The organism is Streptomyces sp. NPDC051582, from assembly GCF_040681715.1.
Taxonomy (GTDB): domain Bacteria; phylum Actinomycetota; class Actinomycetes; order Streptomycetales; family Streptomycetaceae; genus Streptomyces.
Genome location: NZ_JBFAZJ010000013.1, coordinates 110,914 through 136,144 on the forward strand (window position 1 = coordinate 110,914; position 25,231 = coordinate 136,144).

Annotated in this window: 58 protein-coding genes; 53 read left to right on the plus strand and 5 right to left on the minus strand. The window is 69.6% G+C overall.

Features of this window, described 5'->3' with window-relative positions; genetic code table 11:
- The first annotated feature begins 60 nt into the window (after positions 1 to 60).
- From AB0M92_RS18800 to AB0M92_RS18910, 23 genes are all read left to right on the plus strand, one after another.
- A complete protein-coding gene (locus AB0M92_RS18800; protein ID WP_366103311.1) occupies positions 61 to 342 on the plus strand; it encodes a hypothetical protein in 282 nt (93 codons plus the stop codon).
- Positions 339 to 683, plus strand: coding sequence for a hypothetical protein (locus tag AB0M92_RS18805; RefSeq protein ID WP_366103312.1), 345 nt, complete (start codon positions 339 to 341; stop codon positions 681 to 683). Before AB0M92_RS18800 ends, AB0M92_RS18805 begins: the two co-directional genes overlap by 4 nt.
- Positions 683 to 955, plus strand: coding sequence for a hypothetical protein (locus tag AB0M92_RS18810; protein WP_366103313.1), 273 nt, complete (start codon positions 683 to 685; stop codon positions 953 to 955). The genes AB0M92_RS18805 and AB0M92_RS18810 overlap by 1 nt, the downstream gene beginning before the upstream one ends.
- Entirely contained in the window at positions 952 to 1,794 is an 843-nt protein-coding gene (locus AB0M92_RS18815) for a hypothetical protein (protein WP_366103314.1), read from the plus strand. The genes AB0M92_RS18810 and AB0M92_RS18815 overlap by 4 nt, the downstream gene beginning before the upstream one ends.
- A 41-nt stretch (positions 1,795 to 1,835) precedes the next feature.
- A complete protein-coding gene (locus tag AB0M92_RS18820; protein WP_366103315.1) occupies positions 1,836 to 2,687 on the plus strand; it encodes a helix-turn-helix domain-containing protein in 852 nt (283 codons plus the stop codon).
- Positions 2,687 to 4,018: an AAA family ATPase gene (locus tag AB0M92_RS18825; protein WP_366103316.1), complete on the plus strand. Its 1,332-nt coding sequence runs from the start codon at positions 2,687 to 2,689 to the stop codon at positions 4,016 to 4,018. Before AB0M92_RS18820 ends, AB0M92_RS18825 begins: the two co-directional genes overlap by 1 nt.
- Entirely contained in the window at positions 4,015 to 4,179 is a 165-nt protein-coding gene (locus AB0M92_RS18830) for a hypothetical protein (protein WP_366103317.1), read from the plus strand. The genes AB0M92_RS18825 and AB0M92_RS18830 overlap by 4 nt, the downstream gene beginning before the upstream one ends.
- Positions 4,179 to 4,526 carry a hypothetical protein gene (locus AB0M92_RS18835; protein ID WP_366103318.1) on the plus strand — a complete coding sequence of 116 codons (348 nt, stop codon included), beginning with the start codon at positions 4,179 to 4,181 and terminating at the stop codon, positions 4,524 to 4,526. Before AB0M92_RS18830 ends, AB0M92_RS18835 begins: the two co-directional genes overlap by 1 nt.
- Before the next feature lie 106 nt (positions 4,527 to 4,632).
- The gene (locus AB0M92_RS18840; protein ID WP_366103319.1) at positions 4,633 to 4,827 is read left to right on the plus strand and encodes a hypothetical protein; all 195 of its coding nucleotides are present in this window, start codon (positions 4,633 to 4,635) and stop codon (positions 4,825 to 4,827) included.
- Positions 4,827 to 5,204, plus strand: a complete 378-nt coding sequence (locus tag AB0M92_RS18845; protein ID WP_366103320.1) for a LuxR C-terminal-related transcriptional regulator — start codon at positions 4,827 to 4,829, stop codon at positions 5,202 to 5,204. The genes AB0M92_RS18840 and AB0M92_RS18845 overlap by 1 nt, the downstream gene beginning before the upstream one ends.
- A 145-nt stretch (positions 5,205 to 5,349) precedes the next feature.
- Positions 5,350 to 5,535 (plus strand): hypothetical protein, encoded by a 186-nt coding sequence (locus AB0M92_RS18850; protein ID WP_366103321.1) that lies wholly within the window; start codon positions 5,350 to 5,352, stop codon positions 5,533 to 5,535.
- A gap of 64 nt (positions 5,536 to 5,599) precedes the next feature.
- Positions 5,600 to 5,869 carry a hypothetical protein gene (locus AB0M92_RS18855; RefSeq protein ID WP_366103322.1) on the plus strand — a complete coding sequence of 90 codons (270 nt, stop codon included), beginning with the start codon at positions 5,600 to 5,602 and terminating at the stop codon, positions 5,867 to 5,869.
- 65 nt (positions 5,870 to 5,934) lie between these two features.
- Complete coding sequence (locus tag AB0M92_RS18860) at positions 5,935 to 6,381, plus strand: hypothetical protein (RefSeq protein WP_366103323.1); 447 nt, start codon at positions 5,935 to 5,937, stop codon at positions 6,379 to 6,381.
- Entirely contained in the window at positions 6,378 to 6,542 is a 165-nt protein-coding gene (locus tag AB0M92_RS18865) for a hypothetical protein (RefSeq protein ID WP_366103324.1), read from the plus strand. The genes AB0M92_RS18860 and AB0M92_RS18865 overlap by 4 nt, the downstream gene beginning before the upstream one ends.
- 2 nt (positions 6,543 to 6,544) lie before the next feature.
- On the plus strand, positions 6,545 to 6,835 hold the full coding sequence (locus tag AB0M92_RS18870) for a hypothetical protein (protein WP_366103325.1): 291 nt from the start codon (positions 6,545 to 6,547) through the stop codon (positions 6,833 to 6,835).
- Positions 6,832 to 7,044 (plus strand): hypothetical protein, encoded by a 213-nt coding sequence (locus AB0M92_RS18875; protein ID WP_366103326.1) that lies wholly within the window; start codon positions 6,832 to 6,834, stop codon positions 7,042 to 7,044. The genes AB0M92_RS18870 and AB0M92_RS18875 overlap by 4 nt, the downstream gene beginning before the upstream one ends.
- Positions 7,041 to 7,322, plus strand: coding sequence for a hypothetical protein (locus AB0M92_RS18880; protein WP_366103327.1), 282 nt, complete (start codon positions 7,041 to 7,043; stop codon positions 7,320 to 7,322). The genes AB0M92_RS18875 and AB0M92_RS18880 overlap by 4 nt, the downstream gene beginning before the upstream one ends.
- Entirely contained in the window at positions 7,319 to 7,678 is a 360-nt protein-coding gene (locus AB0M92_RS18885; protein ID WP_366103328.1) for a hypothetical protein, read from the plus strand. Before AB0M92_RS18880 ends, AB0M92_RS18885 begins: the two co-directional genes overlap by 4 nt.
- Before the next feature lie 91 nt (positions 7,679 to 7,769).
- Entirely contained in the window at positions 7,770 to 7,994 is a 225-nt protein-coding gene (locus AB0M92_RS18890; protein ID WP_366103329.1) for a hypothetical protein, read from the plus strand.
- Positions 7,991 to 8,416 (plus strand): hypothetical protein, encoded by a 426-nt coding sequence (locus AB0M92_RS18895; protein ID WP_366103330.1) that lies wholly within the window; start codon positions 7,991 to 7,993, stop codon positions 8,414 to 8,416. Before AB0M92_RS18890 ends, AB0M92_RS18895 begins: the two co-directional genes overlap by 4 nt.
- The gene (locus AB0M92_RS18900) at positions 8,413 to 8,682 is read left to right on the plus strand and encodes a hypothetical protein (protein ID WP_366103331.1); all 270 of its coding nucleotides are present in this window, start codon (positions 8,413 to 8,415) and stop codon (positions 8,680 to 8,682) included. Before AB0M92_RS18895 ends, AB0M92_RS18900 begins: the two co-directional genes overlap by 4 nt.
- The gene (locus AB0M92_RS18905; protein WP_366103332.1) at positions 8,679 to 8,957 is read left to right on the plus strand and encodes a hypothetical protein; all 279 of its coding nucleotides are present in this window, start codon (positions 8,679 to 8,681) and stop codon (positions 8,955 to 8,957) included. The genes AB0M92_RS18900 and AB0M92_RS18905 overlap by 4 nt, the downstream gene beginning before the upstream one ends.
- Before the next feature lie 32 nt (positions 8,958 to 8,989).
- Positions 8,990 to 9,646, plus strand: a complete 657-nt coding sequence (locus AB0M92_RS18910) for a hypothetical protein (protein ID WP_366103333.1) — start codon at positions 8,990 to 8,992, stop codon at positions 9,644 to 9,646.
- Between the two features lie 41 nt (positions 9,647 to 9,687).
- Here AB0M92_RS18910 and AB0M92_RS18915 read toward each other — a convergent pair whose 3' ends face one another.
- On the minus strand, positions 9,688 to 9,930 hold the full coding sequence (locus AB0M92_RS18915; protein ID WP_366103334.1) for a hypothetical protein: 243 nt from the start codon (positions 9,928 to 9,930) through the stop codon (positions 9,688 to 9,690).
- A 269-nt stretch (positions 9,931 to 10,199) separates the two neighbouring features.
- Between AB0M92_RS18915 and AB0M92_RS18920 the strand changes: the two genes are divergently transcribed.
- From AB0M92_RS18920 to AB0M92_RS19020, 21 genes are all read left to right on the plus strand, one after another.
- A complete protein-coding gene (locus tag AB0M92_RS18920) occupies positions 10,200 to 10,448 on the plus strand; it encodes a hypothetical protein (protein WP_366103335.1) in 249 nt (82 codons plus the stop codon).
- On the plus strand, positions 10,448 to 10,609 hold the full coding sequence (locus AB0M92_RS18925) for a hypothetical protein (RefSeq protein WP_366103336.1): 162 nt from the start codon (positions 10,448 to 10,450) through the stop codon (positions 10,607 to 10,609). The genes AB0M92_RS18920 and AB0M92_RS18925 overlap by 1 nt, the downstream gene beginning before the upstream one ends.
- A 9-nt stretch (positions 10,610 to 10,618) precedes the next feature.
- Entirely contained in the window at positions 10,619 to 10,777 is a 159-nt protein-coding gene (locus AB0M92_RS18930; protein ID WP_366103337.1) for a hypothetical protein, read from the plus strand.
- 38 nt (positions 10,778 to 10,815) lie between these two features.
- Complete coding sequence (locus tag AB0M92_RS18935) at positions 10,816 to 11,061, plus strand: hypothetical protein (RefSeq protein WP_366103338.1); 246 nt, start codon at positions 10,816 to 10,818, stop codon at positions 11,059 to 11,061.
- A 12-nt stretch (positions 11,062 to 11,073) separates the two neighbouring features.
- Positions 11,074 to 11,256 (plus strand): hypothetical protein, encoded by a 183-nt coding sequence (locus AB0M92_RS18940; protein WP_366103339.1) that lies wholly within the window; start codon positions 11,074 to 11,076, stop codon positions 11,254 to 11,256.
- 2 nt (positions 11,257 to 11,258) lie between these two features.
- Positions 11,259 to 11,450, plus strand: a complete 192-nt coding sequence (locus AB0M92_RS18945; protein ID WP_366103340.1) for a hypothetical protein — start codon at positions 11,259 to 11,261, stop codon at positions 11,448 to 11,450.
- 33 nt (positions 11,451 to 11,483) lie between these two features.
- Positions 11,484 to 11,711 carry a hypothetical protein gene (locus AB0M92_RS18950; protein ID WP_366103341.1) on the plus strand — a complete coding sequence of 76 codons (228 nt, stop codon included), beginning with the start codon at positions 11,484 to 11,486 and terminating at the stop codon, positions 11,709 to 11,711.
- On the plus strand, positions 11,711 to 12,220 hold the full coding sequence (locus AB0M92_RS18955; RefSeq protein ID WP_366103342.1) for a hypothetical protein: 510 nt from the start codon (positions 11,711 to 11,713) through the stop codon (positions 12,218 to 12,220). The genes AB0M92_RS18950 and AB0M92_RS18955 overlap by 1 nt, the downstream gene beginning before the upstream one ends.
- 13 nt (positions 12,221 to 12,233) lie before the next feature.
- Positions 12,234 to 12,416 carry a hypothetical protein gene (locus tag AB0M92_RS18960; protein WP_366103343.1) on the plus strand — a complete coding sequence of 61 codons (183 nt, stop codon included), beginning with the start codon at positions 12,234 to 12,236 and terminating at the stop codon, positions 12,414 to 12,416.
- A 78-nt stretch (positions 12,417 to 12,494) separates the two neighbouring features.
- Positions 12,495 to 12,671, plus strand: coding sequence for a hypothetical protein (locus AB0M92_RS18965; protein WP_366103344.1), 177 nt, complete (start codon positions 12,495 to 12,497; stop codon positions 12,669 to 12,671).
- 82 nt (positions 12,672 to 12,753) lie between these two features.
- Positions 12,754 to 12,912, plus strand: coding sequence for a hypothetical protein (locus AB0M92_RS18970; RefSeq protein ID WP_366103345.1), 159 nt, complete (start codon positions 12,754 to 12,756; stop codon positions 12,910 to 12,912).
- A gap of 12 nt (positions 12,913 to 12,924) precedes the next feature.
- Positions 12,925 to 13,203: a hypothetical protein gene (locus tag AB0M92_RS18975; protein ID WP_366103346.1), complete on the plus strand. Its 279-nt coding sequence runs from the start codon at positions 12,925 to 12,927 to the stop codon at positions 13,201 to 13,203.
- Positions 13,204 to 13,289: 86 nt separating this feature from the next.
- A complete protein-coding gene (locus AB0M92_RS18980) occupies positions 13,290 to 13,460 on the plus strand; it encodes a hypothetical protein (RefSeq protein ID WP_366103347.1) in 171 nt (56 codons plus the stop codon).
- Positions 13,461 to 13,488: 28 nt separating this feature from the next.
- The gene (locus tag AB0M92_RS18985) at positions 13,489 to 13,797 is read left to right on the plus strand and encodes a hypothetical protein (RefSeq protein WP_366103348.1); all 309 of its coding nucleotides are present in this window, start codon (positions 13,489 to 13,491) and stop codon (positions 13,795 to 13,797) included.
- Complete coding sequence (locus AB0M92_RS18990) at positions 13,794 to 15,086, plus strand: hypothetical protein (protein WP_366103349.1); 1,293 nt, start codon at positions 13,794 to 13,796, stop codon at positions 15,084 to 15,086. The genes AB0M92_RS18985 and AB0M92_RS18990 overlap by 4 nt, the downstream gene beginning before the upstream one ends.
- A complete protein-coding gene (locus AB0M92_RS18995; RefSeq protein WP_366103350.1) occupies positions 15,083 to 17,161 on the plus strand; it encodes a hypothetical protein in 2,079 nt (692 codons plus the stop codon). Before AB0M92_RS18990 ends, AB0M92_RS18995 begins: the two co-directional genes overlap by 4 nt.
- A gap of 136 nt (positions 17,162 to 17,297) precedes the next feature.
- Entirely contained in the window at positions 17,298 to 17,861 is a 564-nt protein-coding gene (locus AB0M92_RS19000) for a hypothetical protein (RefSeq protein ID WP_366103351.1), read from the plus strand.
- Positions 17,862 to 17,899: 38 nt separating this feature from the next.
- Positions 17,900 to 18,349: a hypothetical protein gene (locus AB0M92_RS19005; RefSeq protein ID WP_366103352.1), complete on the plus strand. Its 450-nt coding sequence runs from the start codon at positions 17,900 to 17,902 to the stop codon at positions 18,347 to 18,349.
- Positions 18,340 to 18,843 (plus strand): hypothetical protein, encoded by a 504-nt coding sequence (locus AB0M92_RS19010; protein WP_366103353.1) that lies wholly within the window; start codon positions 18,340 to 18,342, stop codon positions 18,841 to 18,843. The genes AB0M92_RS19005 and AB0M92_RS19010 overlap by 10 nt, the downstream gene beginning before the upstream one ends.
- Positions 18,844 to 18,857: 14 nt before the next feature.
- The gene (locus AB0M92_RS19015) at positions 18,858 to 19,184 is read left to right on the plus strand and encodes a ParB/RepB/Spo0J family partition protein (RefSeq protein ID WP_366103354.1); all 327 of its coding nucleotides are present in this window, start codon (positions 18,858 to 18,860) and stop codon (positions 19,182 to 19,184) included.
- 292 nt (positions 19,185 to 19,476) lie between these two features.
- Complete coding sequence (locus tag AB0M92_RS19020; protein WP_366103356.1) at positions 19,477 to 20,607, plus strand: hypothetical protein; 1,131 nt, start codon at positions 19,477 to 19,479, stop codon at positions 20,605 to 20,607.
- Positions 20,608 to 20,677: 70 nt separating this feature from the next.
- Here AB0M92_RS19020 and AB0M92_RS19025 read toward each other — a convergent pair whose 3' ends face one another.
- The 4 genes from AB0M92_RS19025 to AB0M92_RS19040 are packed head-to-tail and all read right to left on the minus strand — an operon-like array spanning position 20,678 to position 22,129.
- Positions 20,678 to 21,184 (minus strand): DUF6221 family protein, encoded by a 507-nt coding sequence (locus AB0M92_RS19025; protein ID WP_366103357.1) that lies wholly within the window; start codon positions 21,182 to 21,184, stop codon positions 20,678 to 20,680.
- Positions 21,181 to 21,549, minus strand: coding sequence for a DUF6221 family protein (locus tag AB0M92_RS19030; protein ID WP_366103358.1), 369 nt, complete (start codon positions 21,547 to 21,549; stop codon positions 21,181 to 21,183). Before AB0M92_RS19030 ends, AB0M92_RS19025 begins: the two co-directional genes overlap by 4 nt.
- Positions 21,546 to 21,872: a DUF6221 family protein gene (locus tag AB0M92_RS19035; protein WP_366103359.1), complete on the minus strand. Its 327-nt coding sequence runs from the start codon at positions 21,870 to 21,872 to the stop codon at positions 21,546 to 21,548. The genes AB0M92_RS19030 and AB0M92_RS19035 overlap by 4 nt, the downstream gene beginning before the upstream one ends.
- On the minus strand, positions 21,869 to 22,129 hold the full coding sequence (locus tag AB0M92_RS19040; protein ID WP_366103360.1) for a hypothetical protein: 261 nt from the start codon (positions 22,127 to 22,129) through the stop codon (positions 21,869 to 21,871). The genes AB0M92_RS19035 and AB0M92_RS19040 overlap by 4 nt, the downstream gene beginning before the upstream one ends.
- A gap of 131 nt (positions 22,130 to 22,260) precedes the next feature.
- Here AB0M92_RS19040 and AB0M92_RS19045 point away from each other — a divergent pair, with 131 nt between their 5' ends.
- Genes AB0M92_RS19045 through AB0M92_RS19085 form a run of 9 tightly spaced genes read left to right on the plus strand, consistent with a single transcriptional unit; the run spans position 22,261 to position 25,226 of the window.
- Complete coding sequence (locus AB0M92_RS19045) at positions 22,261 to 22,599, plus strand: hypothetical protein (protein WP_366103361.1); 339 nt, start codon at positions 22,261 to 22,263, stop codon at positions 22,597 to 22,599.
- 9 nt (positions 22,600 to 22,608) lie between these two features.
- Complete coding sequence (locus tag AB0M92_RS19050; RefSeq protein ID WP_366103362.1) at positions 22,609 to 22,740, plus strand: hypothetical protein; 132 nt, start codon at positions 22,609 to 22,611, stop codon at positions 22,738 to 22,740.
- 8 nt (positions 22,741 to 22,748) lie between these two features.
- Positions 22,749 to 23,372, plus strand: a complete 624-nt coding sequence (locus AB0M92_RS19055; RefSeq protein WP_366103363.1) for a hypothetical protein — start codon at positions 22,749 to 22,751, stop codon at positions 23,370 to 23,372.
- Positions 23,369 to 23,614 (plus strand): hypothetical protein, encoded by a 246-nt coding sequence (locus AB0M92_RS19060; protein ID WP_366103364.1) that lies wholly within the window; start codon positions 23,369 to 23,371, stop codon positions 23,612 to 23,614. Before AB0M92_RS19055 ends, AB0M92_RS19060 begins: the two co-directional genes overlap by 4 nt.
- Positions 23,614 to 23,841 carry a hypothetical protein gene (locus AB0M92_RS19065; RefSeq protein WP_366103365.1) on the plus strand — a complete coding sequence of 76 codons (228 nt, stop codon included), beginning with the start codon at positions 23,614 to 23,616 and terminating at the stop codon, positions 23,839 to 23,841. The genes AB0M92_RS19060 and AB0M92_RS19065 overlap by 1 nt, the downstream gene beginning before the upstream one ends.
- Positions 23,838 to 24,038, plus strand: a complete 201-nt coding sequence (locus tag AB0M92_RS19070) for a hypothetical protein (protein WP_366103366.1) — start codon at positions 23,838 to 23,840, stop codon at positions 24,036 to 24,038. The genes AB0M92_RS19065 and AB0M92_RS19070 overlap by 4 nt, the downstream gene beginning before the upstream one ends.
- Positions 24,035 to 24,604, plus strand: coding sequence for a hypothetical protein (locus AB0M92_RS19075; protein ID WP_366103367.1), 570 nt, complete (start codon positions 24,035 to 24,037; stop codon positions 24,602 to 24,604). Before AB0M92_RS19070 ends, AB0M92_RS19075 begins: the two co-directional genes overlap by 4 nt.
- Positions 24,601 to 24,924 (plus strand): hypothetical protein, encoded by a 324-nt coding sequence (locus tag AB0M92_RS19080; RefSeq protein WP_366103368.1) that lies wholly within the window; start codon positions 24,601 to 24,603, stop codon positions 24,922 to 24,924. The genes AB0M92_RS19075 and AB0M92_RS19080 overlap by 4 nt, the downstream gene beginning before the upstream one ends.
- Entirely contained in the window at positions 24,921 to 25,226 is a 306-nt protein-coding gene (locus AB0M92_RS19085; RefSeq protein ID WP_366103370.1) for a hypothetical protein, read from the plus strand. Before AB0M92_RS19080 ends, AB0M92_RS19085 begins: the two co-directional genes overlap by 4 nt.
- Positions 25,227 to 25,231: the final 5 nt, after the last annotated feature.

Below are 25,231 nucleotides of genomic sequence, written 5' to 3' on the forward strand. Positions count from 1 at the left end.
GGCCGCAGGCAACGCGGCCGACCCCACCCCCAAGCAGACCACACCCGAGGAGCCCACGCCATGACCGCCAGGACCATGCATCCCGCCGAGGCCAACCTCAGGGCCGCGCTCAACACCCTCGCCGAGCGATGGGAGCGGATAGCGGCCAACGAGGAGGCCGCTATCCCGCTCTTCGAAGGCCCCGCCGCCGAGTCCGTCGCGAACAGCGTGCGCGAGCGGATCCACGCCTACCGCAAGGCCGCGGACGACACCCGCCAGGTACTTCGGACCGGCCGCATCCCCCACGACCTGATGACCGACGCCGAGCTCGAACAGCACGGAACTCCGGAGCGTGAGTCATGACCTCGATCCAGCCGGCCCTCGACGGAACCGTCCCCACCCCCAAGATCCCGGCCGCCCGCCGTAAGGCCGAGGACTACGAGACCTGGATCGACGAAGTCTGGCCGAAGTACCTCGAAGCCGCGGCCTCTGGCCGGACGTACACGATCTTCGAGATAGCTGACCAGCACCAGCTCGCCGAACCCCCGGACCCTGCGCACCACTGGGGCCGGCTCGCAACCCTCCTCCGTGAGGCCGGCTATCACCGCCCGGCGGGCTGGACGACCTCCTCAAGGCCCTCGTCGCATCACTCCGGACTGCGGACCTGGAAGGGCACCGCGGCAGCCAGGAGGGCCGCCGCGTGATGGGCCCCTGGGAATGGTTCCTGATCTTCGCGGTCTGCGGGCTGATCGCCGCCGCTGCCTGGCACTGGAACCGCAGCGACGACTCCCGCGGCTACCGGGCCACCTGGCAGGAATCGACCCGCAGCGAGGACGACGTCCGCGCCGACGTCTCCTCTTGGCGCCAGCGCCGCGAACCCGCCATCGAAACCGAAGCGGGCGACCCGTACAGCGACGACCGCATCACCGCCGAACTGATCTTCATCCCGCAGCAGAGGACGGAGGAATCCCGATGACAACCGCCACACAGCGAGTCCGACAGCCCGGCCCCCTTCCCGACCACGGCGACGTCCGACGCTACCGCCGCGGCTGCACCTGCCCGCCCTGCACCAGCGCCGCCACCGCCGAAGCGAAGAAGTGGGAGTACCTCCGCAGCATCGGCCGCAGCTCGCTCGTACCGGCCGGGCCGACGATCGCACGGATCTGGGCCCTGCGCGCGGCAGGCATGACCGACGCGGAGATCGACACCGCGGCAGACCTCAAGTCCGGTCGCCTCAACTTCATCATCCGCACTGGTAAGCCGATCCGTCACTTCACCGCAGCGCGGATCCTCGCCGTCCCGGTCCCAGAGGCCGCGGGCGAACCGACCCGCAACGGCGCCTTCGTCCCCAGCCTCGGGACCACCCGCCGCCTCCAGGCCCTGACGGCTGACGGCTGGCCCGCATGCGTCCTTGAGAAGCGCATGGGCACCGGCCAGGGCTACGTCTCGTACTTCCTCCGAGGCGACGCCGGCGACACGGTGCGCCTGTTCACCGCGGCTTCAGTCCGGCGCCTGTGCCACGACCTGCAGCGCACCGAGCCCCAGGGCAACCGGGGCGCCATCACCTCGGCCCGGAAGCGAGCGGCCCGCAACGGCTGGGCAGGCACCGCGTACTGGGACGACGACGACTACGACAACCCGGACTTCACCCCCGCCGTGAAGGAGCCGCCGCGGTACGCGGTGCTCGCCGAGAACGGCCTCGAACTTGAGCGGCTCGGTCACACCCGCCAGCAGGCCGCAGACCGGCTCGGCGTGACCAAGGACGCCTTGCAGCACGCCATCGACTACGCCCGCAAGGCCGCCACCGCCGCCTAGCGGCACCACCACCCGCACCAGCCAGCCAGAGAGAAGACGCCGTGAGCAAAGAGGCCATGGACTGGGCGCTCGAATACGCCCCGCCGATGCCGTCTCAGCTGATCGCCACGCTGAGCGGACTCGCTCGGCACGCCGATAGGGCAGGCCGCGGCGCGTACCCCTCCGTCGCTCGTCTCGCTGCCTATGCCTGCAAGGCCGAGCGATCTGTACGGCGCGACCTGAAGGAGCTCCGGGAGCTCCAGTTGATCCGGCTGGGCGACCAGTCGAAGGCGGCTCATCTCCCGGAGGGAAAGCGTCCCGAGGTCTACGACTTGGCTGTCGAGCGGGTCGTTCCGGGGGGCCGCGCGGGGCGGGATGAGGTGACGCTGGCGTCACGGGTGACGCTGGCGTCATCCCGTCGCAGGGGCGGGCGCAAGAAGCCCAGCTCAGACGAGTTCTCGGGGCCGGGAGCGGGTGACGTCCACGTCACCCCTGACGTGGACGTCACCCCTGACGTGGACGTCACTGATGGGGTGACGCCCACGTCCCAGGAGGGGGGACGTCCACGTCACCCAAACCAAAAGAAGAACCCAAGTACTGAAGAGAGGGGCGCGGGCAGCGGACCCAGCAGCGGCAGCAGCCGCGAAGGTCTCCACGCTCTCCCCGACGACTTCCACCTCAACGACGCCATGCGCCGCTGGTCCCAGAAGACCTTCGGGCCCGCCGTCGACCCGGCCTTCGAGACCGACAAGTTCATCGACTACTGGCGAAGCGAAGGCCGCCGCAAAACCAACTGGCACGCCGCTTGGCAGAAGTGGATGCGCGACGCCGCCGACTTCGAGGCGAAGCGTGCGCACCGCCCGAATCTCCGCGCCGTCTCCGGCGAGTCCTACGCAGACAAGGGGATCTACTAGTGACCATCGAAATCGGCCCGCCCGCCGACTACCCGGCGGCCGCCTTCGAGCGGGTGCCCCCGCAGGACGAGGGCGCCGAGCTGTACGTCCTCGCCGCCTGCATGCAGGGCAAGCAGGCCGTGAAGACCGCCCTGGAAATCCTAACCCCGGCCGCGTTCTACCGGCCCGTCAACGCCACCGTCTTCCAGGGCATCAGCGAGATGCAGTCCGCGAACCGGGCCATCGACCCGATCACCCTCAATAAGCACCTCGCCGATGCCGGCAAGCTCAGCGCCATCGGCGGCCCCGGCTACCTCCACTGGATCCTCCAGCAGTGCCCCTACGCCACCAACCCTGGCGACTACGCCGAGATCGTCCACGACCGGGCCGTTCGCCGCGAGCTCATCAAGCACGGCACCACCCTCGCCGAGAGGGGCTTCAACACCGAGACCGCCACCAGCGACCTCGTCGAGCACGCCGTCAAGGAAGCCCGCGACCTCCGCGACCAAGGGATGGCCGCCGAGGACCTGCCAACCGAGGACATCCTCGACTTTGTCGAACATGAGGACACGTTCAACTGGATCGTCCCCGGCCTCCTGGAGCGGATGGACCGGCTGATCCTCACCGCATCCGAGGGCGGCGGCAAGTCGACACTGCTCCGGCAGATGTCCGTCACCCTCGCCGCCGGCATCCACCCGTTTCGGACCTTCGAGATGATTGACCCGGTCAAGGTCCTCACCCTCGACTGCGAGAACAGCGCGCCCGCGTCCCGCCGCAAGTACCGGCCCCTGCTGGCCGCCGCTGATCACATCGAGCAGCCTGTCCGCCGTGGCATGTTCCACATCGAGTGCCGGCCCGAAGGTCTCGACCTCACCCAGCCCCGAGACCGGGCGTGGATGATGCGCCGCGTCGAGAAGATCAAGCCCGACGTTCTGATCATCGGGCCCGTCTACCGCCTCCACGCCGGCGACCCGAACTCCGAGGAACTCGCCCGCAAAGTCTCCGTCGTCATCGACGAGGCCCGCTCCACCGCCGGCTGCGCCGTACTCCTCGAAGCCCACGCCCCCCACCACAACGGCATGGGCCAGCACCGCAACCTCCGCCCCCTCGGCTCCTCCCTGTGGATGCGTTGGCCCGAGTTCGGCTTCGGCCTCCGCCCCGTCGAGGACGAGAAGTCCGCGGCGAACACCGAAGGCTGCCGCGGCCGGCGCGTCGTCCCCTGGCGCGGCATGCGCGACGAACGCGACTGGCCCGCCTTCATCAAGCAGGGCGAGAAGTGGCCCTGGGAGACATACCGGCCCATGGATGCCGACCAGTTCACCGGCTACTCACCCACAGGAGCCATCTGGTGATCACCACCGACACCTGCCCGAGCTGCCTCACCCGCGGCATACCGGCCGCGAAGGAACGCCGCCGCGGCCTGCACATCGCCCACGGCTACATCTGCCGCTGCGGCCACCGCTGGGCCACCGCCCGACTCATCTCCGCATACCCGACCCGAAAGGCCGCCTGATGAGCGACATCGACATTCACATGCACGACCTGACCGCAGCCGCTCACATGCTCGTCACCGACTGGGCCGACGTACAGGTCCGCGGCTACCTCAAAGAGCACCCCGACATCGTCGAGTACCGGCTCGGGATGGCGGAGAAGGCGCTCCGTGAGATCCGCGCCAAGGTCGAGGCCGAGCTTGCGGCCAACCTCTGGCCCGGCCGGGTCGCCGACCCGGACCTCGACTTCAACACCGCCGCCACGGACTACGCCGAGCACTCCTGCAACTGCGAGTGGTGCCTCTGCTGCGCGCCCGCCGGCGTCGGCGACGAGCCCATCGTCTGGACCACCGACGCCCCCGCCGCCTGACCGCCCGCACCCATCGGCTGACAGGCAACCAGCCGACCACGCAGGACGCCCGCCTCGGAGCTAGCGAGGCGGGCGCCCGAAGAGCCTCTCACGAACGGAGCCCACGATGCCCAGCCCCCTCCCCGCCCGCCCTCTGCGGCTGGTCGTGACCGACCGGTCGGCGGCGATCCTCCGCCGCTGCTACCGCCTCGAACCCCCGGCCGACGTGATCCAGCGGGCCCTGCTTCTCCTCGCGACCGCCGACGGGCACCTCGACGCGACCGGGACGCCGGTGGCCGAGCGGTACCGGAGGCGGGGGTGATGCAGGCGACGTCCCGACGGGGCCCCAGCAAGCGGCCCCTCACCGAGCACCAACTGACCGCGCTCCAACTGGCGGCGGGCGGAGCAACCCAGGCCGCCATCGGCCGCTCGCTCGGCATCGACGGGAAGAGCGTCGGCAAGTTGATGACCGAGGTCTTCCGGAAGCTCGGCGCGGTCAACATGCCGAACGCCGTCTTCCTCGCCTGCCATGCCGGCTACCTCGACGGCCGCCGCCGTACCCATGGCGACCACGCCGGCTACGAGGCCCACCGCCGCCGCGGCGAGGACCCGAAGCTGTGCCGCCTGGGATGCCCGGAGGGGGAGGCGGAGCACCGGAAGCGGTACCCGAAGTCCCGGAAGGCGCCTGAGAGCCCCTGAGGCGCCGTCGGGGTCCACAGACGCCGACCCGAACCCCCGAGGCCGCCAGAGGCGCCACCAGCGGCCCGCAAACGCCAACTCCCGCCCACAGCCCTCCCCGCCGATCCGGTTCGTGCCGGCTCGCGCACACCGAAGGAGACCCGCCATGCCCGAGCGCATCACCGTCACCGTCGCCGACCTTGAGACCGCCCTCCGCGGCTGGCTCGCCCACTTCGACTACGACCTGCACAAGGCGACCGAGTGCAGCGAGGACGACGGCACCGACTCCTACCCGGTCGAAGCCGCCGCCCTGTTCGCCCGGCTTCGCGCGGCTGCCCGCCCGTCCGCCTGACCCGTCCCACGGCCGGCCCGCACCCCGCGGGCCGGCACCCCACCAACCAGCCCAGGAGCACACCGTGCCAATCAACCTCGTCTCCACACCGCTCTACACGCTCACCTGCGACGACCCCGAGTGCGGCTACCTCGCGGACGTCGATGGTGACGGCGGCATCTACTTCGAGTCCCCCGAGCAGGCCCGCACCTGGGCGCGCGGCTGGGGCTGGACTCGCGACACCGGCGGTACCGGCCGCCTGCTCTGCCCCGGCTGCACCGAGGCGCAGCAGAACGCCGCCGATGAGGCCGACGAGATCGCGGCGGCCGTGCAGTACGCCATCGACACGCTCTGACCCCGCCCGCCGGTCGTCCCGCAGCCCGGGACGACCGGCCTCACCCGAGCCACCAGGAGCCCACCGTGACCGACCAGCAGCCGTCTTGGCCGTTCAACCTCATCGACCCGTCCCGCGCCGTCCACTTCGCCATGGAGCCCGACTGCCCGTACAACAACCCTCGGAGCTGCCCGACCGAGTCGTCTGCTGTCGCCGCGATCATCGCCTACAAGGCCTGGGCGTCCGTCCACCCCCAGCTCGCCCCGCGCCGTCGTCTCACCGAGCTGGAGCACAGCCGGGCCTGGCACGCCATCGATGGCCTCGAATGGCAGGCATTCCCGGACGCCGACACCGTGCTGAACGCCGTCCTGGGCGCGCTCAGCATCGACCCGCCCGCCCGCGACTGCCCGTCCTGCGAGGTCGGCATCGAGCACGACGTCCACTGCCCGACCCCGGAGAGCCACAACTGGGGCTGCGGCTGCCCAACCGACCAGCGTCCGGCAGCCGAAGCCGCCGAGGGGGCCGGAGCATGAGCCAGCAGCCCGCGCCCGAGGCGGCCCGCCCGCCGACGATGGCCGCCTACCTGTCGACCCCCTGCGACGCCTGCGAGCACACCCTCAACTGGCACGACAACAAGGCCGGCTGCACTGTCCCTCGCTGCGCCTGCGGCCACTTCCAGACGCCCGAGGTGTAGCCGTGCTGACCCTGCTCCTCATCGCCGGCGGCCTCACCCTCGGCTACCTCACCGGCCGCGCCCGGCCCGCGCACCGCGCCTCCGACTGGGCCCACTGGCAGCAGTACGGCCAGCGACCCACCGGCATCCGCTACGCCGCGGTCTGGACGATCCGCTCCGCCGAGAACATCGGCTGGCTGATGACCCACCCCGTGAAGGGCTGGCACGCCTGGCGGACCCGCAACGACCCGCCGCCTCCGCGCAGCCCGGCCATCCGACTCGCAGGCGACTGGCCGCCCGAGGACCCGCGGTGAACGGCTGGGCGTGGGCCGGGTCCACCGTCCTGGTCATCGTCCTCGCCGCGATCGCCATGAGCCGAGTCCTCCGCCACGGCGAGGAGCAGGACCGTCAGACCCGCCAGACGGACCCCCACGCCGCCTACTGGGGCTCCGACATCCCCGACACCCCGCCCGCACCCGACAAGCCCGCAGCCGGGCAGCCACGACACCGGAGAGACCGATGACCGAGGAAGAACGCGACGCCCTCATCGACCAACTGCCGACCTCCACCATGATCCTGTGGCCGGACGACGAGGAACTGTCCTGGTTCCCGAACCGCAACTACGGGGAGTGGCGGAACATCCTCGGCCACCCCCACGCCCACACCGCCTGCTGTGAAACCTGCGGATGCGCTGGAACCTGCACCCTGGGCTCCTTCTACGACTCGGTCATCGCCAGCGTCGTCCGGGAGCTCGACAAGCTCGGCCTGCTCGTCACCCAGCCCGACGGGAGCTCCCGATGATCTGCACTGCGAGCCTCGACGACACGCTCACCGCCCGCCTCCACCACTGCACCCTCACCGCCCGGCATGACGACTGGCACCGTGGGCCGACGGTCGGCGGCACCACGCTCCGGTGGACCGATGCCACCCCCGGCGCCAAGCCGCACCGCGACGTCCCCGAACCCGAACCGGCCCCCGAGCTTCAGACCTGCGACGACCGGCGCGGTGACTGGACCTGCGGACTCCTCGCCGGACCCCACCCCGAATGGAAGCACTGGGATCCGAAGGCCGGGCACTGGTGGCAGCAGAACGCCGAACCGCCGTGGAGCAACCGGGACCAGATGGCCGCGCTCGGCAGCGAAGGGAGCAGCCGGTGACGATCGCCATCGCCTACGCGCTCGACTGGCTGCTCGCGGCCCTCGCAGTCGGCGTCCTGGTCTCGATGCTCTACCTGAACTGGCGAGACCGGTGACCGGCCAGCTCGAACTGTCGTGGCCGGGCTGGGACATCGAGCCCTGCGACACCAGCCCGGCCCCCGATCACTGCGCCGAAACCCGGTACGGCCACGGCCTCGACGAGACCACCGACCGGCCCCGCATCATCCCCGGCGACCACGGACGGGCGCCCGGCCGGGCCAGCTACGTCGGCGAGGTCACCATCCACACCCTGACGATCTTGGGAGACGTCCTGTGAACGACCAGCTCGAACCTCTCCGGCCGCGCGCCGAACGCTGCCCCGAACCCGAATGCACCGACGAGAACCAGTGCTGGCGCTGCGACTACGAGGAATCCCAGCACGCTACCGCGACAGCCATCGCCAACGGCTACTGCCCGGACTGCGGCCGCGGCGACGCTGGACCCACCGCCGACCAGTACGAGCAGCAGCGACAGCGGGCCGACGCCGCCGAAGCCAGCCTCGCCGCCCTGAAGCGCGCCCACGTAGCCATGGCCGAACAGGCCGGACGAGAGCAGGCCGCACTCGGCCGAGTCCAGGCGTACCTCGACCGGCTCGACGAGTTCACCGACCTGACCGCCAGCCGCCCCGACCGCAGCCTCTACCAGAGCTTGGCCACCGACCTTCGGAAGGCGCTCAACGGACAGGAGTCGACGTCATGAGCCGCTACGACGACCTGAGCGACCAGGCCCGCCTCTACCTGAACAACTGCGACGAGATCGAACTCGCCGAGATGTGCGCCCGCTACGGCGACCGAATCGAGCAACTGCGGGAGCAGGCCGAACAGGCCGAACGGCGCGCATCCGACACAGCGAAGAAATGGGGCTACACCTTCGGTCTCCTCGCCCAATCCGTCGACCACATCCCACCCGGCGACCTCCGCGACCGCATCCGCGCCGCCCTCAACCCCGAGGAGCCGACCCCGTGACCGACCTCCGCGACCAGGCCCTGACCGCCGCCCAGGCAGCCATCCGCGACGGCCAGTGGTGGCTCCCACCCGCCGGACAAGCCCAGCTCGTCGACGCCGTACTCAACGTCACCCTGCGCCTCGTCGCCGCCGAGCTCCGGGGGCAGGCCGAGCAGCACGACAAGGCCGCGGCCATGACACCCCACCCCGAACTCGCCGACGGGCACCGCGACCTGGGCGCCGGCTTCCTCGCCGCCGCCGGACACGTTCGCACGCTGCACCGCCCCACCACCTGACCTGCCGCACCGCCAGCACGAGGAGCACAGCCGTGGACACCTGCATCGCCAGCACCTGCACCCGCGAACTCCGCGACCACGAGATAGCCGCCCGACAGCTGCTCTGCGACCCCTGCGTCTGGCAGCTCCGAGCCTGGCTGAAGTCCATCCCCAACCTGATGATCGTCCTCCGGGAAGGCAGCATGCAGCGGGAGGTCTGCGGCGCCGGAGGCCGGTCCGGGACCAAGACCCCGCCGCTGCCCGGCCGGATCGACACCCTCAACCTGACCGGCCCCGCCGCAGCAGGCCCTATCCGGGAGCACATCGAGGACCAGTGCGGCGACATTCCCATCGCTGGCGTCCTCGCCGGCTGGGTGCGGGTCGTCATCGAAAAGCGGCCCGCTGCGCCCCCGAAGGCGACAACAGAAATCGCGCTCGCTGCCTGGCTGACGCTCCACATTGGCTGGGCCTCGCAGCAGACCTGGGTCCGCGAAATGCGAGACGAGATCCACGACGCCATGCGGACCATCTGGGGCATCACCCGCCTCCAGCCGCAGACGCACGCAGTCACCCGGCCCTGCCCCCGCTGCGACCTCATGACGCTCACCCGGACTGATCACGACCTGTACACGCGGTGCAGCTCCTGCGGGACCAGCTACACCGGCCAGGAACTCGGCGACGACGCAGCACGCAGGGTCGCCGCGGCATGACGAAGCCCCCGCTGCCATCTCGGTGGCGGGGGCTTCTCTCGCTACTTGCCGCGGGAAATCTGATGCGCCCGCTGCGGGCTAACACCTCCCATCACCTCCCCGACCTTGCGCCACGACCGACCCTCCGCGTGTAGATCGTGAGCGATCTTTCTGCGGGCCTCCTGGATCGCTGTGGTGATGAGCGCTTCCAGCGTGACGAGCCCTTCGTAGCGGAGGGACGGGTCGGTGATGGCGTCGAGGGTGTCGCGGATGTTGTCGGCGGCGGCCTCCAGTGAGGGGTTCATGTGCTGAGAGTAAGGGGCATTCCGGGCTGCATCAAGGTGAGGCTTGACATCCGATTCGTCAAGCTCTACCTTGATGGACGTGGGGAGCGCGGCTCACTCCTACCGGACCCAGTCCGTCGAGCCGTCCGCCCCTAGACGACAGAAGGGCTGGCCCGCGACTCCTACATCGCAGACCAGCCCATAACGGCCCCCGTGTCTCACCACGGGGCCGCTACATCCGGACCACTGACTTCACCAGGGGACCAGACATGACGAATCGTACTTGCGCTATGCGCAGTAACGACAGCACCCCGGCCCGGCGACTGATCGCCGCGGGGATCAAGCGCGGCGCCGGCCCGCTCGTCGTCGAGCAGCCGTCGATGACCGCCGCCGACCATGCGGCGCAGGCCGCAACTCTCTTCGAGCAGCTGGCCGCGGACGCCCGTAACGCCGGCGACATCGTCGAGGCCGAGGCTTGCGCCGCCCAGGCCGACGGACTCCGCGGGGACTTCCTGCGCCACAAGCCGAGCGCCGCCTGATGGCCGCCCCGCAGCCCAACAGCATCGCCGACGCCCCCGCGACCCCCGCCGCCTGCGCGCAGGACCTCCGCAGCCCGGCCCAGGCCGCCCAGGCGCAGGCCGACGCCCGCAACGCCACCGCGCAGCTCGGCACCGGCCAGCAGCACACCCACCGCAGCTGAGGAGCCCCCATGCAGCACGCGACCCCCGAGGCGTACCGGGCCGAGGCCGCCCAGTACCGCGAGATCGCCGACCAGCACGAGAAGACCGGCCGTCTCCGGCTCGCCGAGCAGTTCCGCGACAGGGCCGACGACTGCGACGAACGCGCCGCCGCCCTCGAAACCCGCTGAACTCCACCCCTCCCGCCTGACCAACGAGGAGCACAGCCATGCGTAAGAACACCCAGACCGCCTTCGCCGCCGCCTGGCCGAAGGGCGTCATCGCCCGCTACCAGACCGTCGCCGGCGCGACCGTCGACCTGATCAGGAGCGCCGGTGGCGACCCCGCCTACATCGACGGCGGCCACTGCACCGGCTGCGACCACTCCATCAAGTGGACGCGGGAGGAATACGGCCGGGAGCAGGCCCAGTCCCACGCCGAGACCTGCCGCGCCATGCCCAAGCCCACCGTCTGACGAGGAGTCGTCATGCCCAAGCACGAGTCCGTCCAGGCCTACATCGCCGCCCGGAACGCCGGAAACGCCGACACCGCGTCCCGGATCGTCGCCGAGGTCACCGCCCGATACGAGACCCGCACCACCGACGGCAGTGAGCTCGCCGAACTCCTCGACGCCAACCTCACCGTCCCCCTCGCCAACAAAGAGCGCTGACCATGCCCGCTGCCGCAGCGCAGGCCGACAAACTCCGCCCCAACCAGCCCATCGACGCCTCCGCCCCGATCATCTGCTGCCGCTGCCAGATGCGGCACCGCCGGATCGGACCCGGTGCCGCTGACTGGGAGTGCGACACCTGCGAGCTGAGCATCGCCGCCCGAGGCGGCCGCATCCGGCTCATCCACCCCTAGCCATCCCGCCTGACCACCGGAAGGACCACCGCCATGAACGCCACCGTCACCAGCCTGACCGCCCGCCGCCGCTCGGCCACCGTCGAGGACGCCCTGGCCTCCATCCACGCCGCCGCGATCGCCGACTACCTGACCGCCGGCCTGGCCCGCGACTGGGACGGCATGCGGATCATCCGCCGCCGCGCCGAGCAGCTCGACACCAAGCACGGCGGGGACCTCGTCGGCCAGCTCGACGCCCTCCGCAGCCAGCCAGCCGCCTGATGGACATCTCCGGCTACCAGTTATCAGCCCGGTACGGCAAAACGCTCCGCCTCGTCGAACGGGTCGCCGACCAGGCCGCCACCCTCGTGCAACAGCGGATGCGGGAACGGATGCCCGCCACGCGCATCCAGGTAGTCGACGGCAAGCGGTACCTGCAGGCCCTCGTCGAAGGCCAGCAGGCCGCACTGGGTACCAGCCGGCTCCCGAACCGGCGCAGCAACCCAAGGGTCTACGGGGCTACGACTCTCAGCCCGACCGGCGTCCTCGTCATCATCAACGCCAAGGTCTGCGACGACCCGGCGAACCTCGTCGAAACCGTCGTCCACGAGCTGGTGCACGCCGTCCAGTACGGGCGCCCCGGCAAGCGGGAGAACGCCATGCAGGCGCTCCGCAACAACTACGGCATCGAGTCCATGTCCTGGCGCGGCGCCTGGAAGCTCAACCACATCCACGACAAGGACGAGCGCGAGGCCCAGGCACTCGAAGTCCTCGCCCGAGAGATCCGCTGAAGGAGAGACCCGCATGTCCAAGCTCGGCAAGAAGCTGTCCAACGCGGCCGACACGGTCGCCGCCACTGTCGTCTACGCCGGCCTGAAGGTCGGAGGTGAGCGCGGCATGAAGGCCGCGAACAAGGTCGTCGGCGAGCTCCTGCACCGGGAACTCGACGAAGAGGCCTGGCGTAACGACCCGCGCGGCCAGCGCTGACCGGTTGCCCGATCCGTCCGACAGGTGCGGGCGGTGAGGGGAGCCCGGGACAGCCCCGGCCCAGACAAGGAGATCCTGATGGCCCGCTTCAACCCCCGCACTCAGCACCATGCCGACCAGTCCGCAGCCGCGTCCGAGAACGGCGACGACAGCGAGGCGTACCGCCAGTTCAAGAAGGCGGTGGCCGAGGACCCCAAGAACGCTGTCGCGGCTCTCGCCAACGCCCACCTCGCAGGCCGCGACAACCGCCGCTGACCGGCTGCCCGATCCGCAGGTCCCGTACCTGCGGTGAGGGGAGCCGGGACAGACCCGGCCCACTGACACCCATGGAGACGACGTGTCCCTGTTCCGCCGCACGTGCAAGACGACCGTGTACGACGTCGGCTTCGGCAACTGGAACTTCCGCTGTACCTGCGGAGCCCATGGCCGAGCGATCCCGCAGAGGGCCGAGATCGAGGAGAAGGCCCGCCTGCACGAGTCGGCCGGGCGCCGCTGACTAAGGAGAATCATGGGCTTCTTACGCAACCACCAGGACGACCGCATCTTCCGCGGCGCGACCGTCACAATGCGCACCAACACCAACTTCGGCCGCACCACTTTCGACGTCTACTGCTCCCAGTGCCACCTCGTAGGGACGCTCGACCTTGAATCGCGAGGCAGCGCCCCCAACGAGGAGATCGTCCGCAGGTTGGCCGACGAGCACCGCGAATGGCATAAGGCCGGACTCAAGTCCGGGCGCCCCGCACCCAATCCGGGGCAGTGCCGCCCCCGCTACCTGCGCAGCTGACCGTAGCCCTCGCCGCCCGTCTCGAACGGGCGGCCTGGAGATCCGTCAGCACCACCACCCCGCCCCGCGACACGAGGAGCTTCGCCATGCCCATCTTCCGCCGCCCGACCAAGACCCCCGCCACCCCCACCCCGAAGCCGTCTAGCCCGATCGATCCCGATCGCCCCAGTGACAAGCAGTGCTCGGCGTCTCCCAGCTGTTACTGGGAGCCGTGCCGGCCGACCTGCAAGGGCTGGGACACCTCCGAACTCGGCTGAGTAGCCGTACAGAGCCCGGGAGGGCCGCATGCACGCCTATCTGATCACTGCGCAGCCGTCGCGCTGGCGCCGGGCCGGCCGCTGGGTCCGGGTGTGTATGGCCCGCCTCCTCGTCGGCGCCGCGCTGCTCCTGCTGGGACTGCTCGTACTCGTCATCCGCTGCCTCCGCCCCATCATCAACATCCTCGCCACCTGGGCCGTCCGCACCGAGTTGGAGATCTCGATCCGAACCGGTCTCCCCTCCGTCGGCGCCACGCTCGGCGCCCATCTGACCGACGCATTCATCGCCGAGTTCCACAAGGGATGGAACCGCACCAAGGAAGGACAGTCGTCATGACCGCCCAGCTCGACCACGTCAACGGCCGGCCCATCACCGCAGAACCGCGGTTCGACCCGATCGCCCTCGCCAAGGCCGAGGCCATCCGGACGCAGGCCGAGGCTGAAGCCAAGGCGCTGTGCATCAAGGCCGAAGGCGAAGCCAAGGCGGCCGAGGCCACCGCCCGCGAGGAAGCCGAGAAGCAGCGCATCCTCAACGAGCGCGCCGCAATGAAGCTGGAGGCCGACCGGGCGATCCAGGCGGAAAGGGTGGCCAAGGCGATGGCCTCTGCCGCCTCCTCGGAAGCCGCTGCAGCCAAGACGAAGCGACTCGCCGACGCCGAGATCGAGGACGAGTACACCCGGGAGCGGGAAGAACAGCGCACCGAGGCGACCTGGAAGTGGTCGGCCCGGGGTATCTACCTCACCAGCCTGATCATCGCTCTGCCTCTTCAGCTCAAGGCGTTCTACAGCGACGACAAGCCGTTCATGGTGGCCGCACCCGTGCTCCTCGAAGGCCTCGCTCTCGTGCTCGCCTTCGGTGGCGCCTGGGCCATTGCCCACCGCAGGGACGTCCTGCCCTACCGCATCGGCATCATGGCCGCCGCACTGATCGCCGCCGGGGTGAACCTGTGGCACGGTAACACCGACCCGAGCATCGGAATCGAGGCCGGCATCGTAGGCGCCCTCGCCTCCCTCGGCGGCCCGGTCGTCCTCATGGCCTACGAGCACGGCATCGCCCAGAAGCGCGACGGCATTCCTTCCTACCGGGAGCGCCGCGACGCGAAGAAGGCTGCAGCTAAGGCGGCGAGGGAGGCCGCAGAAGCGGCGCGCGAGAAGCAGTCGGCTGAGGAGTCCCGACGCACCGATCGGGAGCGGGCCGAGGCCCGCGCGGCGGCCGAGCAGAAGCGCAAGGACGCCGACCGCCAGAGCGCCCACCCGAAGGTCTGGGATGTCGCTGAGGCCATGCGTTCGGCCCGCGGTCTGGAGTTCGTCACCGACCAGATCTGGAGCGAAGCCTGGCACCGGGTGACCGGCTCCAAGATTGTCGGCATCTGGCCCGAGCTGGAGGCCAGCAGTAAGGCCGCCGCGGCCGAGATGAAGGCCGCCTCCGAGGGCACGTTGTCGCACGTCGAATCCCAAATGCCCCCCAGCCGCGAGAAGGCCGCTGAAGCCCTCGACGGAAGGCGTTTCAACGGGGGTACGCCGCCCCGTCGCGTGCCCAATGACACCCCTCCGTACAGCATCGCCGCGCGCACCGTCGCGTCCCTCGCTGCCCTGCAGAACCCCGCCTCCGAGGAGCAGTCGTGAGCGTCGACACCACCCCCGCAGACTGGGACGTGTCCAAGGTCATCCCCGGCCAGCTCGCCGCCTCCCAGCTGACCGCCGATGAGGCCGACGACATCGCGCCCGGCGTTCTTGAAATCCGCCCCAACTATGAGCCCGTCCTGTACCGCGCGGGCAGTGCCGCGATGGTCGTCGCCGCGGCCACCGGCAAGGCCATCGGGATCACCGCCCGAGCCGGCTGGACCGGGGCCCGATGGTTTGGAACCGGCTTCAAAGCCAGCTGCATCCTGGGCTGGCGGTACGTTCGCGGCTACGACCACCAGGCCGTCCTCGGCGGCATGACGTCCGGCTCCGACTGGCACAGCGTGACCCGCACTCGGCACTCGCGCTGGAAGTTCCTGGGGATCGCCCCGTTCGTTGCTGCGGGTGTCGATCTGCTCGGATGGTGGGCGATCACCGCCTGGGCCGACATCCCCGCCAGCTACGCCCTGCCAGTCCTCCCCGGCCTTGAACTGGCCGGCGCCGTCGCGGCCGTCACGGCTTACGGCCGGTACCGGGCGAAGGCCCCCGAGATCGCCCCCCAGCAGCCGGTCGCCGACATGGACGACCCGGACAACGAGGACCCCTACCCGATCTCCTGGGTGAACTCGGGGGACCAGGCCGCCGACTGCCTCGCCCGCGCCCTGTATGCCGAGGGCGCCGACTACCGGGACGTCAAGACGATCGCCCGCCACCCCTGGGGCTGGGAGATCGAGGTCATCCTGAAAGGCGCCACGCCTGGCAAGGTTCAGGCCGCGGCGGACCAGATGGAATCCCACATGGGGCTCCCCGACGGCGGCTTCATGATCGAACCCGACACAAGCGACAAGTCCCGCATCATCGTCCGCCTCGTCCAGCGCAACCCGTTCGCCGACATGCCCGCCCCTGCCGTTCACGCCCCGCGGTCCCTGTCCGTTCACGACGTGATCATCATGGGCCGCGCCATGGATGGCAGTCTCCTCGAACTGACCCTCGATGGCTTCTGCGCGCTGATCGTCGGCGCCATGGGGGCCGGAAAGACCCTCGGGGCGCTCCGCACGTTCAACGAAGCCCTCACTGCCTGCCGTGACGCAGTCGTCTGGGACCTCGACCCGATCAAGGGCGGACTGTCCGAGTTCGGCCAGCTCATGGCCCGCGTGGCCCGCACCCCCGAGGAGTGCGAGGAAGCCCTCGAAGAGGCACTCTCCTACGTCTCCGCCCGCCGCCACCTCATGGCGAGCCTTGGCATGGGCGACCGGTGGCACGCCAGCGAGAAGCACCCCAACCTGTACATCAACATCGACGAGTTCATCCAGCTCAGCCCGCGCGGCAAGGAGCTGGCCATCAAGATCCTGCGGACGGGGCGCCAATATGGCATCTACCTGATCATGGCCGGTCAGGAAGCCACCGCAGACGCTCTCGGTGACGCCGTAGCAATGATCATTGCCTACCGGGTTCTCATGGCCTGCCGCTTCGAAGACGTAAAGATCGCCTTCGGACCCGGAGCTGGCGCCCTGGGCTGGCGGCCCGACCGCATGAAGCCCGCCGTCGGCCCCGTCGACAACGACGCAGGCCAAGCCATGATCATGGGCGGGCCGTTCAATCGCGCGATCCGCTACCAGTTCAACAAGTACACGCGCGACCAGATCGTCTCCGCCGCCGCCGAACGCCTGGCAGCCGGAATGCCCGTCATGGACACAGACACCCTCCTCAAGGCCGGCGGCACGCTCTCCCGCGCCGGGCAGCGCGGAAACCTCCTCAGCCGCCTCAGCCAGTCCAGCCATGCCGACGCGACTCTGATCCTCGCGCTCCTGCAAGCATTCGAGTCGGCGCAGCGGGACTACCTGCCGACAAACGAGGCGATCTTGCCCGCCCTGTCGGCCGCCGGATTCGACGACGTGGACGCCACCGCTCTGTCCAACCGCCTCCGCAAGCACGCCCCCGACGCCAAGGCCGGCCGCGAGGACTGCCCCGAGGGCAAGTACCTCCGCGGCTGGCACCGGACCTCCGTCGAGCGGGCCGCCGCGGGCCTCCTAGACCCGGCGAAGACCCGACAGAACCCCGGCACGCCCCCGGCGTAGACCCGGCACGCCCCCGGCGGAGTTCGAGGCATCGGCGCAGGCCGCCGGGTGTCTGCCGGGCTCCCGCCGGGGTTACGCCGACCCTGTGCCGCCCTATTGATCCACATATGCACCGTTCAAGCGAGGGGGAGTAGCCGTGCCCACCAAGACCGCCCCGAAGAAGCCCACCACCCGCAAACGGACCACCGCCCGCCGCAAGAAGCTCGCCCCCCGCAAGGCCCCAACCCGGACCCGCAAGGGCGGCAGCCTCATCGACCGAGCCGGCGCCTGGATGGCCCTCCGCGCCGCCCGCCACGCCAAGACCCACATGGCCACCGCCACCAGCCGCCGTGACGCCGCCATCCTCCGCATCACCCACGAAGGCTGTCCCACCTGCCAGGGCAACGGCCAGATCTTCACCAAGGACAAAGACGGCAGCTTCACCGGCTCCAAGCCCTGCCCCACCAAACCGAAGGTCCAGAAGGTCAGCCGCTTCAAGGTCGCCATCGCCGCCCGCTTCGGCCCCGAGAAGACCAGCGGACTCATCGGCTGGACCTGCCCCTGCGGCACCAAGGAGAAGCCCCGCTTCCGCGACGCCAAGGAAGCCACCAAGGCGCTTCGCGACCACGAGAAGAAGAAGCACGGCGCCAAAACCGTCGGCGGCGCCTGGTACGCGCAAGTCGCCGCCAGCCCGGCCCCGGCACCCGCGAACACCCCCTAACACACCCACCCGCCAACCAACTGACGAAGGAGATCACCATGGGTAGGACCTGGAACGCCAACCGCCGTCGCGACGAGAGCGACTTCCTCAACTGGCTGAGGAAGGGCAAGACCGTCTACGTGATCACCGATCACCGGCGGGAACCCGACGCGGCCCTCATGGAGCACCCGAGGACCTACAACTCGTACACCTGCACCGGCGAGCACCCGTTGATCGGCGGATGGCAGATGTCCGCCCACTTCGTCAACGGCAAGGCCATCTCGCACACCGACGCAGCGACCCTCTTCCGCTGGGCGGGCGAAGTCCACGACACCCCGCCCCACGGCATCCCCCACGCCTCCGACCCCGGGCCGCGGGTGAACGGCCCACTCCCTTACGGCACCTACGAGATGAGCCCCAAGGAGATCCAGTACCAGCACGACCAGGCGGAGGACCGGGCCAACGGCGACCTGAAGGCCGGCCGCCGCAAGCGGACCTCGTGGTTCTGATGCAGGCCGCCACCCGCCTCGGCACCAAGCCGGCCACCCGGCCCATCACGCTCGACGACCGACTCGCCCTCCGCGGCCTGGCCATGGACGAACGCCTCGACCAGGCCGCCGCCGACCACCTGATCCGCACCGCCCACATCGACATCCCCCACGTCGAGACCGGCCCGCCGATCCTCCCCACCCAGACCAGCCCGTACCGGACGCCGATCGCCCAGCTCCTGCACCAAGCCCAGCAGCAGATCGCCAAGCCCGGCGGCTGGTCCCGAGACACCGCCGTCGAAGGCAGCGCCATGTGCCCGCTCTTCGCCATTCGCACCTACGCCGACGGGCCCGGACAAGAAGGCCAGGCGCGGACCATGTTCCTCGACGCCATCCGCGCCGAATGGCCGCACACCGCCGGCGTACCCCGCTGGAACGCACAGCAGCCCGGACCCGCCAACCCGATCCGCATGCTCGGCAACGCCGCCCGAGAAGCCGACCGGAGAGGCCTGTGAGATACCTGGGCAGCATGCCGACCGCGCTGCTGAACGACCAGAAGATCCATCCGATCGAGTTCCGGAAGTGGGCGGACGCCGAGCGACAGTTCGCCCGCGGTAAGGATCGGCAGCGAGTCGACGAACTGAAGGCCTCGATTAAGAAGCGCGGGCTACTGAAGCCGATCAAGCTCGGCGTCTCTGTCCGCTATCCCGACGTCTACGTCGGCGACGGGCACCACCGGGCCATCGCGCTACGCGAGCTGGGAATCGCAGATTTCCCGTTCCACTGGTACTGGATCAAGAGCTTCGGCGTCCATATCGAGACGGAGCCATTCCCGTACCGCCTGCTCGACGCCTGACCTACCGCCCGTCGCGGCCCTGGCCCTCACCGGTCGGGGCCGTCCGCGTTGGTACCGCGCGCGCCACCCATCGGGGTCCGCCCACCTGTGCCGGCTGGAGGGTCACCGTCACCTCCACCCCGAACTGCCGCAGCAGACCGAGCAGGGCCAAGCCGTCCGCGCACTCCTGCGCCGTATCACCCGCGACCCCGAACGAGACCCCCATGAAGGGGAGGGTGCCACAAGCACGGATCGTTGACACGATTCACCACCGGGATTCACGCTGATCAGACCATTCCCGGCAGGAGGACACATGTCGACACCCACCCCGGCCATCCTCCGACCCGAGGACTACGGCGCCACCCTCGGCAAAGACGCCACCAGCGCGTTCCAGAAACTGTTCGCCGACGTAGACCGAAGACTCGGCCGCGATGCTGGCGGGAGCGTGCCCGTCGCAACCGTCGAGATCCAGCTCGCGGGCTCGTACACCGTCTCCGACACGATCACAACGCCGGCGCCAGGTCGGGCGCAGGGCCTCACGATCCGCGGCACCGGGAAACGGTCCACCGAGATCGTCATGACCGGCGCCGCCCCGATGCTCGTCAACCAGGACCGCTGGATGGGGGTCAGGTTCTACGACCTGTCGTTCCGCTCCACCAACCCCGCCGCCACCTGCCTCATCTCCTACGGGGCGGTCGGCGCACAGGACTGGGGGTGGACGAACTGCGAATGGCGCGGCACATGGCTACGCGGCATCGGCCTCGACGGCGGCACAAACTCCAACCTGAACAGCGAGTTCATGTTCGACCGTTGCACCGTCACCGGCAGCTACGAAGATGCCTGGTTCCACTCTGGCCTCTCGCCGCAGTACCCGCAGCAGGACCAGTTCCTCAACTACAGCTTCCGCGACTGCAAGATGGAAGCCCGCTACGGCGACATCCTCCGCTTCGACAAAGGCGGCGCGATCAACGTCTCGGGCGGATCCTGGATCCATGTCGACAAGAGGCCCGACGGGAAGCCGTCCCGGTTCTTCTACATGCCGGCCACCACGCACTACGACAGCGTGCAATCCCTCACCGTCGTCGGCACCCGCTTCGAACCCCGCGACCCAGCCAACCTTGTCATCGACAGCAGCTGGAAGGGTCAGGTCCAGTTCATCGGCTGCATGGACGACGCCTGGGCTTTCAAGGCCTACTCGGCCGCTGACGACTACGCCCCCCACCGGTACACCAACCCCGGCGGCGTCCGCTACCAAGGCTGCCAACTCACCGGCCGCCACAGGTATACGCAAACCGCGGCCCCCTCCCGGCAGGCCATCGTCTACGACCAGTGCGCCCGCACCGTCGCAAGCAGGCGCACCAAGCCGGCATTCCTCGACCTCCAAGGCGGCTACGTGGCCAGCATGCGGATCAGCCACCGCGACGACCGGGACGGCATCAACTAACCCTCGGACACGACGAAGCCCCGCCCCAGATCAACCCGGGCGGGGCTCGCGCACGCATGGAACCTACACGTCAGGCCTTCGGTGCCCACTCCGGACGGAAATCCGCATGACCGCAGTAGGGCAGGGCCAGCAAGCGAGCCCTGCGCTCCACCTGCTCGTCACGGCCACAGTCGCAAGGGCCGCCAGCGCGACTCTCGTCAATGCAGACCGGTTCCCCTTCATGGTCACGAGCGGCGGCACACGAGTACCAGTGGTCCTCCTCGTTCCACTCATGACCCGCACGGAGGATGTCGTCGAGCAACTGCCTCTTGGCCTCGACCTCGGCGAGGACACGGGCCGGATCGTGGCGGGCGATGTGTGCGGCCTGCGCGGTAGGTACGGGGTCAGCGGTGAAGTGTCCGAGGAACGTCGGGTGGTTGGCGTTGCCAGCAGCGATCAGGGAGTGAGGCTCCTCCCGGCCGAACCACTCGTCGAGGGACCAATGGTCGTCCCCGCTGGGGCCGCATGAGGCAGCACGCGCGTGTGCCTCGTCCTCGGCCAGGCGGGCGTGCAGGAAGGCGAGCAGCGCGGCGCTCACGGCGTCCACTCCTCACGGTAGTCGGGGTGGTCGGCGTAGGGGCGAGCCATCAGATCCAGCGCCTCGTCGAGGTCGAAGCTCCAGAAGTCGGCGTCGGACGCCCGGTCGTTCATCCGCTCCAGCCAGTCGAGCAGACGCTCCTTCGCCTCCACCTCGACCAGGACCCGCGCAGGATGGTGACGGGTGAGATGGATCAGATCGCCAACCCGGTACACGGTCGCCACCGTCCCCGCATTGGCGTCATCCCGAACCTCCATGACGTAGTCGTCCGCATGCCAGCTGGCCGACGGCTGCTGGTGACCGTTCGCGACCTCGCGATCCTCCTGAAGGCGGGCGCGGATGAACGCCAGTCGGGCAGCAGTCATGATCTCCACTCCTCACGAAACTCCGGGTGGCCGGCATACGGCTGTACGAACGCCGTGAGAACCGCTTCGGCGCACGGATCAGGCCCGTCCTCGTTGTCGTGCAGGAAGTAGGCGCAGGCGTCCAGCGCCTTCCCCTTGGCCTCAAGGTCGGCGAGGACGTGCGCTGGGTCATGGCGGGTGACGTGCGCCTCATCCCGCTCAACCTCGCCCTCCACGTACTCCACCTGACCCAGCACGCCATAGAGATCACTGCTGGCCGCACGGGCGGCCTGGTCATCCTCGGCGTAGCGGGCACGGAGGAACGGCACGCGGGGATCGGTCATGACTGTTCTCCATCGGGCTTGAGTTTGCCGACCGTGGGCGGACGCAGCCTCTCGACGCCTTCTGCCCGGGCGATCCGGCGGAAGAACTCCGGAGTCAATCCGGTCAGCTTTGCGAGGTCTCGGACGGTGGCTCCGGCCTTGAGGTCGTTGGCGGCCTGCTCGCGGACAGGGTCTTTGAGCTCGGCTTCTGTTTCGCGGGCGCGCTTGTAGCGGGTGTAGAGGCGGACGGCTTCGTCGTCGGGTGTGTAGTCGGACATGGGTGCAGGATCCCACAAGTATTGGCCTATAGCGAGGCCACCGCGTTGTGCTGCCAAATCCAACGCGTAGGCCACTTGACTGGCCAACGCGTTGGCCTCATGCTGGATGTATCACCAGCAAGGGGGACGTCATGAACGCCAAGGCCCGCACCGCCCGCCAGACCCTCCGCGACCGCAGCCGCACCCAGCGAGCCGCCGCTCGCATCGCCCGGCGAGGTGCCGGTACCCTCGCCGCCCACTGTGTCGCTGCCGGTCTCGGCATCCGTGAGGCCCGCACTGTCGCTGGCAGCCTCCGCAACAACGCGGCGAAGGCGAACGCGGTCGGCATCCCCGGCGTCAGCTACACCCACGGCCGGGCCCGCACCTGCATCCGGTACACCCCGGCCGAGGTGGCCCGCATCGCCGTCATCTACCGCCCGCGCAAGCAGGCATTCATCGCCGCCGCTGCGCGCCTCGCCCTCGCCGCCTGAGGAGGCGTCGTGAACAACCTCGCCCCGAATGCCCAGCCGGCGCCGCTCGCCTCGTGGGAGCCCACGATCCGTGAGCTCGCTGTCGAGGACCGGGCATGGGACCGGTGGGAGCAGGACTACGACTACACCGACGAAGAATGAGGAGCCTGATGGCTGACTACGAGAACGATCCGCCGAAGGTGACCGAGCTCACCGAGGCGCAGATCGACGCCCTGGCGGACGCTGGTAACAGGGCCTTGAACGACCACTACCACGAGAGCCTGTGCTACTGCTCAGCCTGGCCGGAGGGCTGCGTGAGCTCTGGCAACTACTTCGCCGGGTCCTGGGACACGGCGGCGTTCAACATCGGAATGCGTGCCGTGATCGGCAGGTGGGAGTCGATGCGGGCTCCGGCTCCGCAGCTGTCGATGGATGAAGAGCGGATTGCCGTGATCCGTCGGCGGCGGACGCACTGCGAGGCCGTCCGGGGCGAGTCCGAGGATGAGCGTCCGGTGCACGTCTGGGGGCCGTCGCAGTATCCCGGCCGGGACATGTGCCAGCGGTGCACGACCGAGCGGGCGTGGGCCGAGGACGAGAGCGCCGACGAGGTTGTTCTCCTGGCGGAGATCGACCGGCTGCGTGCTCGGCTGGCCGAGCTGGAGGCCCTGAAGCCCGCCCCGATCCAGGACTGCCGCAAGTGCGGCGCCGGCTACAACTACGGGTCGCCGTGCTCGAACTGCGCGTTCCAGGCCAAGATGGCGGCCCTGATCGGGCGGCCGGAGGAGGGTCAGTGATCCATCCGCTTCCCGTTGGCGCCCGCGTGACCCACGTCAACCAGGAGTGGGCGAACGCCCGGACTGCGCCGGAGGGCACCGCCGAGATCCTCGAAGGGCGCGGCCCGTACATCGACGGCAGCTACGAGTACCACGTCCTCGCCTGCCGCGACTTCAGCCGCCAACCCGGCCCCGACAACCCGCTCGACCGTGAGGCCTGGTGGTCGTCCAACGCGGTTCGACCCAGCCAAGGAGAAGAATGATGATCCAGAATCCGGCTGCCGACCTCATCTACCCGCCCCACGCCCTCCCCGCCCTGGAGTTCGTCACCCATGGCCCGGATGGATCCCAGATCCACTATCGGGTCGACGAGAAGGCGCCCATCAGTCTTCGCGACCGGGCCCTCTTGCGGGCGCTCCTGTCCGCCGCCTACGGACACCTGAACGCCACCGAAGGGGCGGCCCAGATCGCCAACGGGGGCATCCGGTGACCGCGTTCGCACGAGCCTTCCGCCTCCACACCCCCGACGGAGAACGGTACGACGGCTCCGTCTACCCCTCCGGACGCTGCCTGATCGACCACCGCGAACGCGGCCTCGCCACCGCCTGGATCAGCCTGCAAGCACTCAAGGACGACAACCCGGGCGCCCTCATCGAATGGGCCGACGGAACCGAGGAGCAGCTGTGACCGACCAGCCCGACTGGTACACCGTCGACACGATCACCGGTGAGGCCCTCGCCGAACTGTACGCACGGCTGGCCCAGGCCGAGCAGGACGCCGAAGACTCGATCGCTGCCGCCGCCCGCCTCACCACCCTCGTAGGCCGCCGCTCCGAACGCGCCGAGAAGGCGGCCAAGGCCGAACGCGGCCGGGCCGACAGCGCCCAGATCGAACTCCGCACTCTCCGAGCAGGCCTCCAGGCGAACGGCGCCGACCCGACTCAACTCCAGAACCTGTGGGCGCAAATCCGACTCCGCAACCGCCAATGGCGGGAGGAGAGGCAGCGGGCTGAGCTGGCCGAGGCCACGATCGAGCGGATGAAACGCACCAACCGCATGGTCAACCACGGCGCCCGCGATGCCCGAATCCGCGCCGAGCAGGCCGAGGCGGCGCTCAACCGTGTTCGTGCAGCCATCGCCCAGTTCGACGGCCGCGGCGTCCTCGGCGACCCGCGCTGCTGGCCCCTCCCCACCGCAGGCGACGTCCTCACCGCCATTCGCACAGCCCTCGACCCCCAGGAGCCCACCCCGTGACCGATCGACCCAAGGCCCACGTCCAAGTCGCCCGCTTCGAGGTATCAGTCTTGCCCCAGGGCGACGTCAACCGCCGGCACTTCACGCTCTACGTCGAATGGCGTGGTGGCGGACAGTGGGCCGTGAGCAACGGGTTCCACGAGTGCCTTTCCGCCGACGGCACCTGGAGCTACGAGTCCATCCCGACGGGGCGGCGAGACGAGTGGATCGCCGCCAACCGGTTCAGCCTCAGCACTGCCGTGGCCCTCGCCAAGGAGCATGCGCCGCTGATCTCCGTCAACGGCCACACCGCCCTCGACGTTCTGGAGCGCACCCTGTGAGCACCACCCGAACCGTCGACTACTTCCTCCAGGTCCAACAGCCCGACGGCTCCTGGGAGACCGGCAGCGGGCCCATGCACGACTACAACCACGCGCTGGCCCGTCTGGGCATCCGCCGCCAGACAATGCCCGAGTACGAGCACCGGATCGCCCAGCGAACGACCGTGCAGACCGTCACCATGCTGCCCATCGACGAGGAGGCGCCGACTCACATCGGCGGCAACGCGGAGGACTGCCCGGCCTGCGCTCGGTACGTCCACAACGTCACGTACCCGTCCATCTGCCCCGGCCCGTCCGCCTAAGTAAG